The organism is Ruminococcus flavefaciens ND2009, assembly GCF_000621785.1.
Lineage (GTDB): Bacteria > Bacillota > Clostridia > Oscillospirales > Ruminococcaceae > Ruminococcus > Ruminococcus flavefaciens_C.
Map to the genome: position 1 here is coordinate 224,053 of NZ_KK211349.1, position 14,909 is coordinate 238,961.

15 protein-coding genes are annotated in these 14,909 nt (G+C 51.9%); 8 read left to right on the forward strand and 7 right to left on the reverse strand.

Going from position 1 to position 14,909, the window contains the following annotated elements:
* Positions 1–9 precede the first annotated feature (9 nt).
* The 4 genes from T488_RS0115885 to T488_RS0115900 all read left to right on the forward strand — a co-directional run bounded on the left by T488_RS0115885 (position 10) and on the right by T488_RS0115900 (position 3,804).
* Positions 10–948: a hypothetical protein gene (locus T488_RS0115885; RefSeq protein WP_028521665.1), complete on the forward strand. Its 939-nt coding sequence runs from the start codon at positions 10–12 to the stop codon at positions 946–948.
* Between the two features lie 15 nt (positions 949–963).
* On the forward strand, positions 964–2,478 hold the full coding sequence (locus T488_RS0115890) for a sialate O-acetylesterase (RefSeq protein WP_037298587.1): 1,515 nt from the start codon (positions 964–966) through the stop codon (positions 2,476–2,478).
* Positions 2,479–2,496: 18 nt separating this feature from the next.
* Positions 2,497–3,267 (forward strand): type III pantothenate kinase, encoded by a 771-nt coding sequence (locus tag T488_RS0115895; RefSeq protein ID WP_028521667.1) that lies wholly within the window; start codon positions 2,497–2,499, stop codon positions 3,265–3,267.
* 72 nt (positions 3,268–3,339) lie between these two features.
* Entirely contained in the window at positions 3,340–3,804 is a 465-nt protein-coding gene (locus T488_RS0115900; RefSeq protein WP_028521668.1) for an HIT family protein, read from the forward strand.
* 59 nt (positions 3,805–3,863) lie between these two features.
* On the opposite strand, the gene T488_RS19060 is transcribed toward T488_RS0115900, so the two are convergent.
* From T488_RS19060 to T488_RS0115925, 5 genes are all read right to left on the reverse strand, one after another.
* Entirely contained in the window at positions 3,864–5,633 is a 1,770-nt protein-coding gene (locus T488_RS19060) for a peptidoglycan DD-metalloendopeptidase family protein (protein WP_082320567.1), read from the reverse strand.
* 210 nt (positions 5,634–5,843) lie between these two features.
* Entirely contained in the window at positions 5,844–6,317 is a 474-nt protein-coding gene (locus tag T488_RS0115910) for an S-ribosylhomocysteine lyase (protein WP_028521669.1), read from the reverse strand.
* A complete protein-coding gene (locus tag T488_RS0115915; protein ID WP_155267240.1) occupies positions 6,305–7,171 on the reverse strand; it encodes an RluA family pseudouridine synthase in 867 nt (288 codons plus the stop codon). Before T488_RS0115915 ends, T488_RS0115910 begins: the two co-directional genes overlap by 13 nt.
* Entirely contained in the window at positions 7,071–7,937 is an 867-nt protein-coding gene (locus tag T488_RS0115920) for a hypothetical protein (protein WP_028521671.1), read from the reverse strand. The genes T488_RS0115915 and T488_RS0115920 overlap by 101 nt, the downstream gene beginning before the upstream one ends.
* Before the next feature lie 54 nt (positions 7,938–7,991).
* Positions 7,992–8,630 (reverse strand): histidine phosphatase family protein, encoded by a 639-nt coding sequence (locus T488_RS0115925; protein WP_028521672.1) that lies wholly within the window; start codon positions 8,628–8,630, stop codon positions 7,992–7,994.
* Positions 8,631–8,882: 252 nt separating this feature from the next.
* Here T488_RS0115925 and T488_RS0115930 point away from each other — a divergent pair, with 252 nt between their 5' ends.
* From T488_RS0115930 to T488_RS0115945, 4 genes are all read left to right on the forward strand, one after another.
* Positions 8,883–9,599: a helix-turn-helix domain-containing protein gene (locus tag T488_RS0115930; RefSeq protein ID WP_028521673.1), complete on the forward strand. Its 717-nt coding sequence runs from the start codon at positions 8,883–8,885 to the stop codon at positions 9,597–9,599.
* 321 nt (positions 9,600–9,920) lie between these two features.
* The gene (locus T488_RS0115935) at positions 9,921–10,139 is read left to right on the forward strand and encodes a hypothetical protein (protein WP_028521674.1); all 219 of its coding nucleotides are present in this window, start codon (positions 9,921–9,923) and stop codon (positions 10,137–10,139) included.
* A 174-nt stretch (positions 10,140–10,313) separates the two neighbouring features.
* Positions 10,314–11,690 carry a TrpB-like pyridoxal phosphate-dependent enzyme gene (locus T488_RS0115940; RefSeq protein WP_028521675.1) on the forward strand — a complete coding sequence of 459 codons (1,377 nt, stop codon included), beginning with the start codon at positions 10,314–10,316 and terminating at the stop codon, positions 11,688–11,690.
* Positions 11,691–11,924: 234 nt separating this feature from the next.
* Positions 11,925–12,668, forward strand: coding sequence for a hypothetical protein (locus T488_RS0115945; RefSeq protein ID WP_028521676.1), 744 nt, complete (start codon positions 11,925–11,927; stop codon positions 12,666–12,668).
* Between the two features lie 372 nt (positions 12,669–13,040).
* On the opposite strand, the gene T488_RS0115950 is transcribed toward T488_RS0115945, so the two are convergent.
* Both T488_RS0115950 and T488_RS0115955 read right to left on the reverse strand, forming a co-directional pair.
* On the reverse strand, positions 13,041–14,321 hold the full coding sequence (locus T488_RS0115950; RefSeq protein ID WP_028521677.1) for a bifunctional folylpolyglutamate synthase/dihydrofolate synthase: 1,281 nt from the start codon (positions 14,319–14,321) through the stop codon (positions 13,041–13,043).
* A complete protein-coding gene (locus T488_RS0115955; protein ID WP_028521678.1) occupies positions 14,318–14,878 on the reverse strand; it encodes a folate family ECF transporter S component in 561 nt (186 codons plus the stop codon). Before T488_RS0115955 ends, T488_RS0115950 begins: the two co-directional genes overlap by 4 nt.
* Positions 14,879–14,909 lie beyond the last annotated feature (31 nt).

Genomic DNA, 14,909 nt, shown 5'->3' on the forward strand with positions numbered 1-14,909 from the left:
GTGGAAACTATGAAAGCAAGATTTCACCTCCCGGGTATAGCTACTCATTTCAAGTTCAACCTCATTTTCGTCACGGTGCTGGAGCAGTATCCCCAGTACTTCCGCGATTTCGAGATAGCCTCCTTCTACGGAGCCTTCCCTCAGTCCATATGGAACGGCGGAAGGACCCAGGAGGGCTTATGCGACAAGAGGTTCGTGAAAATGGTGCTGAAGGAGTTCAACGACAGGGGCATACCCGTCCGCTTCACCTTCACCAATCCCGCTCTTGAAAAGAAACACCTCAACGATAAGTTCTGCAATATGGTCATGAGCCTTGCGGACAACGGTCTCAATGAGGCTATCGTGGTGTCTCCCATTCTGGAGGAGTATATCCGCAAAAACTTCCCCAATTTCAAGCTGACCAGCTCCACCTGCAAGCGCCTTGACGACGGGGAAAGACTTGCCGCAGAGCTGGAAAAGGATTACAGCATAGTTGTGGTGGACTACGACCTGAACAACAAATTCGACATACTTGAAAAGCTCCCTCACAAGGAGAAGTGCGAGTTTCTGGTGAACTCCAACTGCCGCCCAGCCTGTCCCAACAGGAAGCAGCATTACTACAACGTGGGCGTTCAGCAGATAAACTACGCCAACCATATGCGCAAGTATCCCGACAAGCCCTATGACCCCATTATCTTCGGTGACGGCGCCAACCAGAACTGTCCCTTCTTCACAAGAAATCTCTTTGAGATAAGGGACCTGAGCACAAATATCAAGCCCGCCGATATATGGGATAAGTACCTCCCCATGGGCTTCAATCAGTTCAAGATAGAGGGCAGGACAGCCTGGCTGTTCAACCTCATCGAGACCTACGTATACTATCTGGCAAAGCCTGAATTCGCCGATATAGCAAGATATACCCTCATCGACTTCTGCAATGAGAACGACGTTCTTTCAGTAAACGAATAAGGAGATTTTCACATAATGAAAGCTGCTGCTGTATTCAGTGACAACATGGTGCTGCAAAGAGAGCGGTACGTCCGTATCTTCGGCACCTGCACCAACAACGAGAAGGTCATAACCGTCTCCGTGCCCGAGCTGCTCATATCCGTGAGAGCCATTATAAAAAATGGCAGGTGGGAAGCGCTGCTGCCCCCTATGACGGAGTGCAGCAAATGTACCCTTGAGATAGCCTGCGGCGCCATCAGGAAGGTGTTCCGCAATGTGGCTATAGGAGAGGTCTGGCTGGCGGGCGGTCAGTCCAACATGGAGTTTGAGCTGCGCAACGATAAAAACGGCGTCCGCGAGCTGGTAAGCTGCGGCGAGGAGGACGTGAGATATTACTACACGCCCAAGTGCGCCATGCCCGAGGACATAGAAGATGCCGAAAAGAATACAGGCTGGAGCCTGCCCTCTGCGGATAATTCCGCAGCATGGTCTGCGGCAGGCTACTACTTCGCAAAGGAGCTGAGCCGCAGATTTGGCGTCACCGTGGGCATCATAGGCTGCAACTGGGGCGGCACCTCCGCCTCTGCCTGGATGAGCCGCGAATACCTTGAACAGGACAGCCGCCTCCGCCCTTATGTGGAGGACTACGACAAGGCTGTAAAGGGCAAGTCCCGCAAGAAGATGATAGCCGAGTATGACGAATATGCGGCATACCAGGAGGGCTGGGAGCAGCGTGTGGCTGCCTGCTACGCAGAAAAGCCCGATATTGAGTGGCCCGACCTGCTTGCAGAATGCGGCGAGAACAGGTACCCGGGTCCCATGGGCATAAAAAATCCCATGCGACCCTGCGGTCTCTATGAGACCATGGTGAGCAGAATAGCTCCCTATACGCTCCGGGGCGTGCTCTGGTATCAGGGCGAGTCTGATGACCACCGACCGCAGACCTACTATACGCTACTGAAAGCTCTTATCGAGAACTGGCGCCGCGACTGGAAGGATGATGAGCTGCCCTTCGTAATGGTACAGCTCCCCATGTTCAGGTATAAGGACGATCCCGACACAAAGAGCTGGGCGCTCATAAGAGAAGCGCAGGAAAAGATCTTCCGCACCGTGAAGAACACGGGTCTGGCAGTCTGCCTTGACTGCGGAGAATTCAACAATATCCACCCCACCGACAAGGAGCCCATAGGCCACAGGCTCTACCTTCAGGCAATGAGCGAGATCTATTCTCAGATGAGCAGGAGCGAGTCACTGCCGCCTATGTATGACGGCTTCGAGATAAGAGGAAGCGCCATGCTCATACACCTTGCCAATGTGGGAAAGGGTCTGGGCGGAAAGGACGAGCACTGCCTTGAGGGCTTCGAGCTGGCAGGCAGCGACGGCAAATTCTATCCTGCACAGGCAAGGGTGGCTCTGCCCTATATAGAGCTGAGCTGCGATAAGGTGAAAGCCCCTGCCGCAGCCCGTTTCAAGTGGACAAACTATGCGGACGTAGGGCTTTTCGGAGTCAACGGGCTCCCTCTCGCACCCTTCCGCACCTATACCGACTAATTATTCAGGAGGAAAACAATGCTTTTAGCAGTAGATATCGGAAATACCAACATCGTTTTCGGCTGTGTTGACGACAAGGACGAGGTGGTCCTCTTCGAGAGGATCAGCACAAACCACAACGCCACAGCCGCAGAATACGCTGTACTTATCAAGACTATCCTGGAGATGAACAGCTTCAACGTCTCTGACATAGATGACGCCATTATGTCATCGGTAGTGCCCTCTGTGACCAATACCGTCAAAGAGGCTGTCCGCAAGCTCTTCGGAGTTGACGTAATGATGGCAGGTCCCGGAGTAAAAACGGGACTCAATATCCTGATCGACAACCCTGCACAGCTGGGAAGCGATCAGGCTGTGGACGCTGTTGCGGCTATAAACCAGTATCCCGTTCCCCTCATCATCATTGATATGGGAACCGCCACAACTCTCTCTGTTGTTGACAGCAAGAAGAACTACCGCGGCGGACTTATCCTCACGGGCATGAAGGTAGCTGCCGACGCTCTCACAGCAAGAACAGCACAGCTCCCCAAGGTGAATTTTGAGGTGCCGCCCCATGTTATCGGCACAAACACCATCGACTGCCTCAAAAGCGGCATACTCTACTCCAACGCCAGCGCCCTTGACGGCATAATCGACCGCATAGAGGACGAGCTGGGCGAGAAGTGCACAGCAGTGGCAACAGGCGGACTTTCAGAGCTGGTAGTTCCCCTTTGCAGGAGAAAGATAATACTTGACAACAACCTCCTCATAAAGGGTCTGGCTATAATCTACAGGAAGAACAAGAAGTGATGTTAAAGCCCTTAGCCTTAAATCATAATTTAGCTTTGCTATAATTATTACTATATTTTTCGGAGGACTATCATGTGTCTGATATGCGACAGGATAGAAATGATAAAAAATGGAGAAAATCCCTATTTTGTGAAGGAGCTTGAAACGGGATATGTGGTAATCGGCGATAACCAGCATTTCCACGGCTATTCCCTCTTTCTTTACAAACACCACGGAGACAAGACGGAGCTTTTCCATCTGGAGCCTGCAGAGAGAGCAAAGTTCCTTGAGGAGATGTCTGTTGTTGCGGAAGCTGTGTCAAAGGCTTTCGGAGCTGAGAAGATGAACTATGAGCTGCTTGGCATGGGTGACGCTCATCTTCACTGGCATCTGTACCCGAGAGTCAGCGGTGACATCGGTAACTACGGAAACAATGGCAAGGGACCTGTCTGGTGGTATCCTATGGAGAAGATGTACTCCGATGAAAACAGACCAGGTGAGGAGCAGCTTGAAAACATGAAAAAGAAGCTCCTTGATGAACTTGAGAAATTGCTGTGATACAGCAGACGAATAAGAAGCCCCGAAGCGCTTTGAAACGCCTCGGGGCTTTATTTATGTCAGTTTTTATCCTTTTTCTTGTCCTCTTCCTTCTTCTTGTCAGCCTCTGTGTTGAAGCTGTTGGTGGTGTTGAGGAAGAGTGCCGGGTCAAGGCATATTCCCAGGTGCCTTACCTCGAAGTGGCAGTGTGAGCCGAAGGAATTACCCGTATTGCCCACAAGTCCGATGAGCTGTCCGCGGGAGACGTACTGTCCGTCCTGGACAAGCACCTCACACATATGGCCGTAAACGGTCTGGTATTCGTCGGTATGGCCTATCTGAACGAAATAGCCGTAGCCGCCTGTGTTCCAGCCTGCGGAGACTACCTCTCCGTCGGCAGCGGCATATATCTCCGTACCTGTTGAAGCTGCAATGTCCATACCCTTGTGGTTCCTCTCGCCGCCGAAGCCGTCGCTTACCCAGCCGCCGTCAACAGGCCATGCGAACTCGCCGGAGCCAGTCAGTATAGTATCGGGGCTGTCAGGTCTTGCGGCGTAGATACCTATGCCTATCTTCTCGACCACAGGCTCCTTGGTTATCTTGCTGCTTATGGTCTTGCGTGAGTACTCCTTGCCGTCAACGTAGGTTATCTCGATATGGCTGGTCTTTTCGCCTCGTCTGCCCGCTACAAGTGTGTCCCTTACGCCCACGTTAAGGGCGCTGGTCTCAACCTCAACAGTCTCATAGTCAAGGAAGGTAACAGGGTCCATTTCGCGGACATACTGTATGGGAAGGTAGCTTTCGGTCTCGATTACGTTTACTATCATGCCCTTGCTGCACTTCTTGGTAATGCCCTCGTTGAGCTCCTCAAGCTTGTCGAGGTCCATATTGTACTTCTGGGCAATGGTAACGGCAGTATCGCCCTTCTGAGCGATATATACAGCCTTTTTCTCCTTTGAGGATGTAAGCAGGTCTATGGCAGCCTGTTTGTCCATAACGCTGCTTGCAAGGTAGATACCGTGTGAATACTCGATATTGTTCTTGTAGGAAATATCCTTTACCACGCCGTCAACGCGGTAGTTGAGTATCCTCTCGTTGAGGGCGTCCTGGACGGGGTCCTTATCGGTAACAGCGCCTATGAACTTTCCGTCGATGTAGATACCGTAAGCCTCTGTGAGAGCCTCATCGGAGGCGGCAAGCATTTCGTTTGCCAGCTGTGACGATGAGATTATCTTGTCATTTTCGTTTATGATACGCAGCGAATACTTTGCGGAAAGGTCTATGTTCTCCTGGCTGTCGGCATAGGCTATTCTCTGCTGTACCTCCTGCTCGGCAGCCTCAAAGTCTGCCTCGGCGGTTATCATGCCTATCTCTCTGCCGTTGTACTCCACGCTTAGACCGTATTCAAGTCCCGAACCGTAGCGGATAATACCTATCAGAAAGGCTACGGACACCACAGGGAGTATATAGTTGAAGGCGGTATAGAACACGCCGTCCTCGCCGAAAAGATACGAGCACCAGAACTCCAGCAGCGCCTTGTTGTACTCGGGCTTGCCTGCTTTTTTCGCTCGCATGACCTTTTTCTGCATATCCTTGTTTATATTGAATCGGTTCCTCAGGGGAGAGGTCAGCTCCCTGAGCAGCCAAAGGAGCGCTTTAAGCAGCGATACGGCAAGCTCAAGCAGCTCTGAGAGTATGAGCTTGACGCCCTTGACAAGTCCCAGAAGCAGGGCAGCGCCCACCTTCACGGAGAAGTGGCCCACTCTTGCGAAGAAGTTCAGCTTCTCACCGCCGGCAGCAGGTACAATATCACCTGTTTCCGCGGAAAAGTCCTGATTTTCCGTATCCATGACAACAGCTCCTTTCATTCATGATAATATATGTTCCCGGCTCATGCCAAAGAACAGCACTATTTATTATAACATATTTTAAATAAAATATCAAGTGAAAGTTTAGTGATGGGGGGAGTGCTCAGTTATCAGTAAGGGCGGATAAGTATCCGCCCTTGTTCCATTTATCGTTTATACTTTGCAGGGAATGCGCCCCCTGCCGCTGTATGCTCAGTTCTTGTCGAAGTGCCAGGAATAGTCCAGCATCTCAACTGTGTAGTCCTGAAGCTTCTCCAGAAGGGGCACAACGTCCTTCTTTGCGGAAGCAAGGTCGTGCTCGCGGTAGTTTCCGCACTCCACCTCTGTGCAGCCGGGTATCTCGTCGTTGTAATCCCTGATGAAGGTGTAAGCGTCACGCACCAGCTTTATGGCGTTTTCGTGGGAAAGTCCCCTTGTGAGCAGATAAAATCCCGTGCGGCAGCCCATGGGTCCCACATAGACGATGTTCTTGCCGAACTCTGAGTTTCTTGCAAATGTGGCGAAAAGGTGCTCGATGGTGTGCATGGAGGGAGTCTCCAGATATACGCCGCCGTTGGGCTTCACCATGCGGACGTCGTATGTAACGATGTCATCGTCGATACGGGATATGTACATACCTACGCTGAATTTTGTGTGGTCTACCTGAAAGCTTGCTATCTTTTCCATATTATACCTCCTGTTGGAAACAATGCTTTTATATCCCCGGGAAGCTCCGAGGAAACTGTTATGGGCTCACCTGTCAGCGGGTCTTTGAAGCTGAGCCTGCCGCAGTGGAGAGCCTGTCTTGATATATCATCACGGAGCCCGCCGTAGAGGTCGTCCCCTGCGAGGGGAGCTCCGATATGAGCAAAATGCACCCTTATCTGGTGGGTACGTCCCGTTTCAAGGTCTATCTCCGCAAGGGAGTACCTTTCGCTGCCAAGCAGCTTAGTGTAGTGAGTCACGGCGCGCTGACCGTCCTCACGGACACATCGCAGGATTATGGACTCTCTCTCCCTTGCTATGGGAGCGTCGATGGTGCCCCTTTCGGGGATATTCCCGTGAACAGCCGCATAGTAGACCTTTTTGCAGCTTCCCTGGAGAAGCTTTGCCGCAAGAGCGTCCTTAGCGATCATACACAGCCCTGAGGTATCACGGTCCAGCCTGTTCACAGGTCGGAAGGTGAGCCCGGGATAGCGGTGGGCGAAGAAATTGCCCAGGGTGTCCCCCTGATGCTTTACCGAGGGGTGGACGGGCATACCGCAGGGCTTGTCGAACACCACAAGGCTCTCATTCTCAAAAGCTATGGGCACATTGAGAGCACCATTGGGCTCAAGGAAGCTGTCGTCCTCAAGGGCGAGGACTATGACATCGCCCCTGTTCACGGTGTCTATGCTGCGGACGGTCTCGCCGCCGCGGGTCATACCGCCCTCCACACGTTTAAGCCTTGTCAGCAGCCGCCTTGACACGCCTTTTTTTACGAGAAATTTTTCCAGCGTCACGGGCTTTTCGCTGTCCACCGTCAGCTCTATCCGTTTCAAGATATTCGTCCTCCCTGATGAAAATGTCGATACTCAGCGAAAAAGCGGTCATGAGCCTCATTAGGGCATAAGGCAGTCCCGCAATGGTCAGCATCTGCGGAAGATATACCGCTAAAAGCCCGAGAAGTACACGCTTTCTGCCCCTCATGAAGCCTACGGAGCGCATAACTACGCGGAAAGCCGTCAGCTGCGGATACCTTGCCAGCAGAAAGGGCACCGCTGCGAAGCTCAGCTTCAGCGACAGCCACAGCACCGCCGATACCACACCGAGAAACACCGCATTTGCCGCCAGGAACAGCCCCGTGCCGCGGAGCCTTCCCCTGAGCAGCTCATAGCCCCAGGCTCCGAAGAAGATAAGGGGCACCAGTCCCAGCAGCCCTATGGCTCTTGTCCAGAGGGCAGCGGAAATGCTTCGTCTGAGGGTACGCTTGTTGAGGACTGTCCGCGAAAAGGGCGCTGTCCTCCTGTGTGGGAGCTCTGCGGTGATGAGGTAAAGCCTCTGTGCCGCCCCGTACATCAGCGGAGCCGCCGTCAGCCACCTGAGCAGGGTGCATACTCCCGTAACGGAGAGCTGCACAGCGCTGCTGCCGCTGAAAAGCTCAATGGGCATACTGCCGCCGAAATACAGCAGCAGGCTGAACACCGCCGCCTCAGCGAAGCGGAAAAACAGCTCTGCCCCCAGGGGAAGCAGGCATATCATCATTGTCCTTGCCCTTCTGCCCTCTAGCAGCCGCCCCGAATAGCGGATAAGCTCCCTTATCTTCATATCTGCGCCTCCGTAAAAATGGTCTTGCAGATATTATTGACGGTCTGAGCCCGATTATTCGTCCTCCTCCGAGGGCAGCCTGTCATAGGGGCAGTAGCCCAGTATCTCGAAAGCCTGAGAATTCAGCCACATCTGAGCCGTAACGATTATATCGAAGCCCATGCCGAAATCGCAGCTGAGGGTCTTAGCGTCGTATTTGGGCAGTCCGAAGCAGCTGAGCATATTGGATATGATACCGCCGTGGGTTATGATGGCGCAGTGGGTGAGACCGTTTTCCATCATATCGGTGATAACGCCGTGTATCGCCTTATAGGTCCTGGCGGTCATCTCCTCAAGGCTCTCGCCCTTGGGTGGACGGGCGTCCTTGCCGCCTCTGAGCCAGTCATTGTAGTCCTTGCGCCTTGCCAGCTCGTCAATGCTCTTGTTTTCAAATTCGCCGAAATTCAGCTCTCTCAGGTCGTCAACAGTACAGAGCTCGGTATCGGGGAAGAGTATCTCCGCGGTCTCCGTACATCGGCGCAGGGGCGAGGAATAGACCCTGTGCACCCTTGGGTAGTCATACTCGTCCGTCTTTGCAGCCAGCTCCGCAGCTCCTTTGTCGGAAAGGGGCAGGTCTGTACTGCCGATGTAGACGCCTTTTTCGTTTGCCTCCGTCATGCCGTGACGGAGAACGCTTATCCTGTAGCCTTTCATATAGGTCTCCTTTTATAAAATATCCTGTGAAACACAGTCATGGAACTTCTCAAACATACAGACAGGATAATTTTGCACAAATTTACTGCCCGTTTTTTTAACTCTTAGTAAAATTAACGAAAAGTGCCGATTTTTTTCTCTAATTCTTTCATACTTCTGCATATTTACAAATTATACATTTTGTATTATAATAATAGTAACGGATCTTTAGTAAATAAATTTTTTGGAAGTATATTTCGGGAGGTTTTTTCAATGAATTCAGATTTTGCAAGAATCATCACTTTACAGCGTAAGGAAAGACATATAAGCCAGAAGCAGGCTGCTACGGACCTTGGTATTTCCCAGGCTCTGCTCTCTCACTATGAGAAGGGCATCCGTGAATGCGGTCTCAACTTCCTTGTAAAGATAGCTGATTACTACAACGTTTCCTGTGACTACCTGCTGGGAAGAACTCCCGAGCCCGAGGGAAAGACCATCACTATCGAGGATATTCCCGACGATGACGGCAACAACAGCATGAAAATGCCGTCGCCTGAGATAATCAACTTCAACAGAAGGATAATCAACAACTCCATAAGCCTGCTGTTCAGCCTCGCTCAGAAGGCAAACAGCATCACCCTCATCAAGGAGGTATCGTCCTACCTTATGCTCTCGGTGTACAAGCTTTTCCGTATCGTCTACAACGCAAATCCCCACAATGACCAGAAGCTTTTCCGCATACCCAAGGTAATCGCAAATGACAGCGCCAATGCTATCGTATCCATGAGCGAAGCCAATATCAAGGCGGCTTCCAGCGGAATAGCCCTTGACGGAAATGACTGCGTAGACAATTTCGATACCCTCTATGTTACCACAGCTACTCTCCAGAAGGATTTCGCCCAGTACTCATCGTCCCTGCTCAACCTTATAAAGAGGAGCGAGGAGAGCATCTCGCGCACCCGTGCAAAGTACAGGAGCGACATCAAGTAAGCTGTACACCCTACTATTATACCACTTTTCACCACTGTTGAAAAGTCTTTTTCCGCAATTTCCCTATATATCTGTTCTATTACGGGTAATAGGAAGGTTTCATAAGGTAAACAACGCTCCCTTTAGGGAGCGTTTTATCGTACGGCAGATAACGGAAATGGCTCTGCCAATTCTGCGCCTTTTTCAATTTTACAACACTTTTCTTCCGCTCATTCCGCAGTTTTTTCAGCAATTTGGGGAATTTGCCCCGCTGACCTTGACATATCGCCCTGTATATGTTATAATTCACCTTGGTAAACCGATGAAGAAGAATAGTAACTCATGTCTCTGCATTTCAGAGAGTCTGCGGCAGGTGAGAGCAGATATGCAGTTCAGAGCGAATGGGCTTCCGAGGGCGAGCTGAAGGTGCGGCGCGGTCAGTATTGGCTGTATGCGCAGACAGACGTTGTACAGACTTCAGGACGGACAAAACAGAATGACAGCTGTACGGCATTTGACAATACGCACTGTGTAGGCAAGACGCAGAATGGTCTGCGTTAACAAAACCACTGTATATATGTACAGATCGAGTGGACGCTGAGCGTCAAGCAGGGTGGCACCGCAGAAGTTTTACGGCTTCTGTCCCGGCAGAATTAATGCTGGGACAGGAGCCTTTTTATATTCCGTCTCGGCATAGTACACACGATCCAAAACTGACGAAAAGGAGAATTTACTATGTCAAACGAGAGAATACCTTACAAGATCTATCTGGAAGAAAATGAGCTTCCCAAGCAGTGGTACAATGTACGCGCTGATATGAAGAAGAAGCCCGCTCCCCTCCTCAATCCCGCTACAGGCAAGCCCTGTACCCTTGAGGATCTGAGTCATGTTTTCTGCGAGGAGCTGGCTAAGCAGGAGCTGGACGATACCACTCCCTATATTGACATTCCCCAGGAGATACAGGACTTCTATAAGATGTTCCGTCCCTCTCCTCTGGTAAGAGCTTACTTCCTTGAGAAGAAGCTGGGAACTCCCGCTAAGATCTACTACAAGTTCGAGGGCAATAACACCAGCGGAAGCCACAAGCTCAACTCCGCTATCGCACAGGCTTACTACGCAAAGAAGCAGGGTCTCAAGGGCGTTACTACAGAAACAGGCGCAGGTCAGTGGGGTACAGCTCTTTCAATGGCTTGTTCATACTTCGACCTTGACTGCAACGTATACATGGTAAAGGTAAGCTACGAGCAGAAGCCCTTCCGCCGCGAGGTAATGCGTACCTACGGCGCAAACGTAACTCCCTCACCCTCAAACACAACTGAGGTGGGAAGAAAGATCCTGGCTGAATTCCCCGATACAAACGGAAGCCTTGGCTGCGCTATCTCAGAGGCTGTTGAGGCAGCTACCACAAAGGAGGGCTACCGCTACGTTCTCGGAAGCGTGCTCTCACAGGTACTCCTCCACCAGACCATCATCGGTCTTGAGGCTAAGGCAGCTATGGACAAGTACGGCATCAAGCCCGACACTATCATCGGCTGCGCAGGCGGCGGTTCAAACCTTGGCGGTCTCATCGCTCCCTTCATGGGCGAGAAGCTCCGCGGCGAGGCTGACTACAGATTCATCGCTGTTGAGCCTGCATCATGCCCCAGCCTTACAAGAGGTACATACGCTTATGACTTCTGCGACACAGGCAAGATCTGCCCCCTCCAGAAGATGTACACACTGGGCAGCGGCTTCATGCCTTCACCCAACCACGCAGGCGGTCTCCGCTACCACGGCATGAGCGCTATCCTCTCAGAGCTCTACGATCAGGGTCTCATGGAGGCTCGCTCAGTTGAGCAGACCTCTGTATTCGAGGCAGCCGAGATGTTCGCAAGAGTTGAGGGTATCCTTCCCGCTCCCGAGAGCAGCCACGCTATCCGCGCTGCTATCGACGAGGCTCTCAAGTGCAAGGAGACAGGCGAGGAGAAGACTATCCTCTTCGGTCTCACAGGTACAGGCTACTTTGATATGTACGCTTACGGCGCATTCAACGACGGCAAGATGAGCGACTATATCCCCACAGACGAGGAGATCGCAAAGTCCATCGCAAACCTCCCCAAGATCGAGGGCTGAAAATAAAAAAGTGTTCATGAGATAATATAAATAGTCCCGAAGCGATGAAAAAAACGCTTCGGGACATTGCTTTTTCCGGGGATCTGACTGTCTCATGGGAGCTGTCATGGCTATATATACTAAAAATCCCGCTCAGCAGGCTGAAGTTCGGTGATTTTCACTCTTGAAAAAGCCGCTGAAAATGTGTATCATATAAGTACACGCTAATCGGTTCCGCACGAAAGAAGGTATAATATGAATAAGATACACGCTTTTATAACAGCTTCCGCACTGCTCTGCGCAAGTCTCGCATCCTGCACAGTGGAGACCTACAACGGCACCTCCTCACGCTCTGCACAGCAGTTCAACATAGAGGTAACTCCCTACACCACAGCTGCACAGGAGGGTAATGCACCGGCTGCCAATACACCTGCGGCTACACAGGCTGCCACTACAGCTGCAACTCCTCAGGAGACCAAAGCTCCCGAGCAGAAGGCTCCCGAGATAACTGCTCCCCAGACCACAGCTGCTCCTCAGGAAAACACCGTTCCCCCTGAATACATCACAGCTGCAAAGAGCATTATGATAAACCTCAACGACATCGATCTGCTGGACGGCGGCGCTGTCAGCACAGGCGGCGATGTTATAGACGACGGTATGTACAGATATTCCAATGTTACCGACCCACGCTTCTACTCCCTCTGGGACGTGGAGACCTACGTTGAGTCAAGGATATGCGGTGACCTGCTCTACAGGTACAATGAGATATATACAGGCGATGTTCCAATGTTCAAGGAGTTTGACGGCGGACTTTACTATTTACAGGGCGGCAGAGGCTGCGGCTACAGCTACACAGGCGAGCCCACTGTCAGCAATGTGACAGGCGGCTCATTCACATTCACAGTCCCCGTGGACTACTTCGGCGCTTCACAGACTCTGGTCATCGACGCTGTAAATGACGGCGGCTTATGGAAGGCGTGCTCACTCAATCGTCAGTAAGCATATATAATATTTTGCCCCTGAGTGCTTTTAACACTCAGGGGCATTGTGTTTGCTATGGATACTCCGATAAATCATAATTTAGCATTATGTAGGGGACGGCGTCCTCGACGTCCCACAAAATTCGTATTATAGTGGCGACTATCATCCGCTCAACCAGGGGACGCCTTCTCTTACAAGGCGTCCCCTCTCCAAAAACAGTCCACCGGACTGTTTTTGGATTCACCCCTTGCGAGGCGCCTGACGTAATAAGGGGCTCTGCCCCTTGACCCCCGCCAGAGGCGCTGCCTCTGGACTCTGCCAAAGGAACACAGTCCCTTTGGAATCCCATTCATAGTTGCCGCACGGTATTACGATAAATTATGATTTATGTCAGTAAAAAATGCAGCCGAGAGCTTCCGTGAACTCTCTGTACATATACAGCGAACCCAGAGCAATGAGGGGGATATTATTCTCCGCAGCATAGCTGTAAGCCGCAGCTGCTCCCTCAGCGAGGTCTGCAAAGGCTGTGGTGGGAAGCCCGCGTTCCGTAAGAGTCTCCGCCAGCTTTTCACTGTCCAGAGAGCGCGGATTATCGGGCTTTACCGCAAAGGCTCGCACCGCCAGCTCTCCCAGCATATCCGCATAGAGGCTGTACTCCTTGTCCGCCATTACGCCGATGAGGAGCGCCACCTTTTTATCCCCGAAATACAGGCGTATACTGTCTGCCGCGCAGCGTATGCCGTCGGGATTGTGAGCGCCGTCATATATTATAAGGGGCTCCCTGCACAGCACCTCGAAGCGTCCGTGCCACTTAACAGCCCCAAGACCGCTTTTCACTGCCTCAAAGGGAATGTCAAGCCCATCCCTCCTGAGTATCTTAACACAGCTCAGCACGTTCACAGCGTTGGTGAACTGATATGTGCCGAGGAGCGGTATGTGGAGCTTCTCGCCCTCCCAGGTGATGTCTGCACCGTTGGTGGTGCAGCAGTTCTCGTCCCATGAGAACCGCGAATAATCGGGAAGGAACAGCTCCGCGTCCATAGCTTTTGCCCTGTCGGCAATGATCTCATAGGCTTCTTCGCTGTCGCCGCCGAAGTAAACAGGTCTGCCCTGCTTGATGATGCCTGCCTTGTGGGAGGCTATTTCCGCCACGGTATCGCCGAGAAAGGCGCTGTGATCCTTCTGTACGTTGGTGATGACCGAGAGCACGGGAGCCTTTATGACGTTGGTGGAGTCAAGGTCGCCGCCCATACCGCATTCAACTACGGCTATATCGCAGCCCCGGCGCACAAACAGCTCAAAGGCTGCCGCCGTCAGCACCTCGAACTCCGTGGGCTTTTCCTCCATGCTCTCGCATATGGGAGCTATATCGCCGATAAGGTCGGCAAATTCCTGCTGTGAGATCTCCTCGCCGCCTATACGGAAGCTGTCTGTGACAGAAGTGATGGCAGGTGAAGAAAATCCCCCCACCTTATAGCCTGCACTTTTCAGCACAGCCGTCAGCATAGCCCCGAAGGAGCCCTTTCCGTTGGTGCCCGAGATATGGACAGTCCTTACCCTGTCCTGTGGGTCTCCCATGATGTGAAGAAGCTCGGTAACACGGGAAAGTCCGAGAACGCTGCCTCTTTCGGCAGCCTTTTTCATGTACTCAAGTGCTTCTGTGTAGTTCATTTCTTCCTGATCTTGTCAAGCTGAGCCGTGAACGCCTTGTTGCTCATGAGCATATAGATTATGCTGATCTCGATGACAGCCATTACCAGGCTTGTCACAGGTCTCCAGATGAGCTGGGGACGCATTGCGGGGAAGAGGAAATACAGACTTGTTGTGGTGATGAGCACAGAGCCCACAAGTCTTGCGATGATGACAGACAGTGCTATTCTGGGGAGAGCCTTGGTCTTGAATACATTATTATATACAAGTCCTGCCATAAAGCCTGTTGCCGCTGCGCCTAATGTTATCATGGGCGCGGGTGTCATGCCTGTTACCAGGCAGCCGATAAGGTCTGCGCCTGCACCTACTGCGGCGCCGATAAAGGGTCCGAAGAAGATGCCTGCCATAAGTATGGGCAGTGTCTCGGCGCTTATGCGGATAACGCTGAAGATGTCAACTCTCAGTGATTTTCCCACAACGCTGATAGCGATGAGCAGCGCTGCCAGTACCAGTACCTTTGTGCTTCCGAAAAGTCTGATTCCGGACTTTACTGCTGTTCCTCTGTTGTTTGCAGCCATAAAAATAACCTCCTTTTCCTCACTCATACGA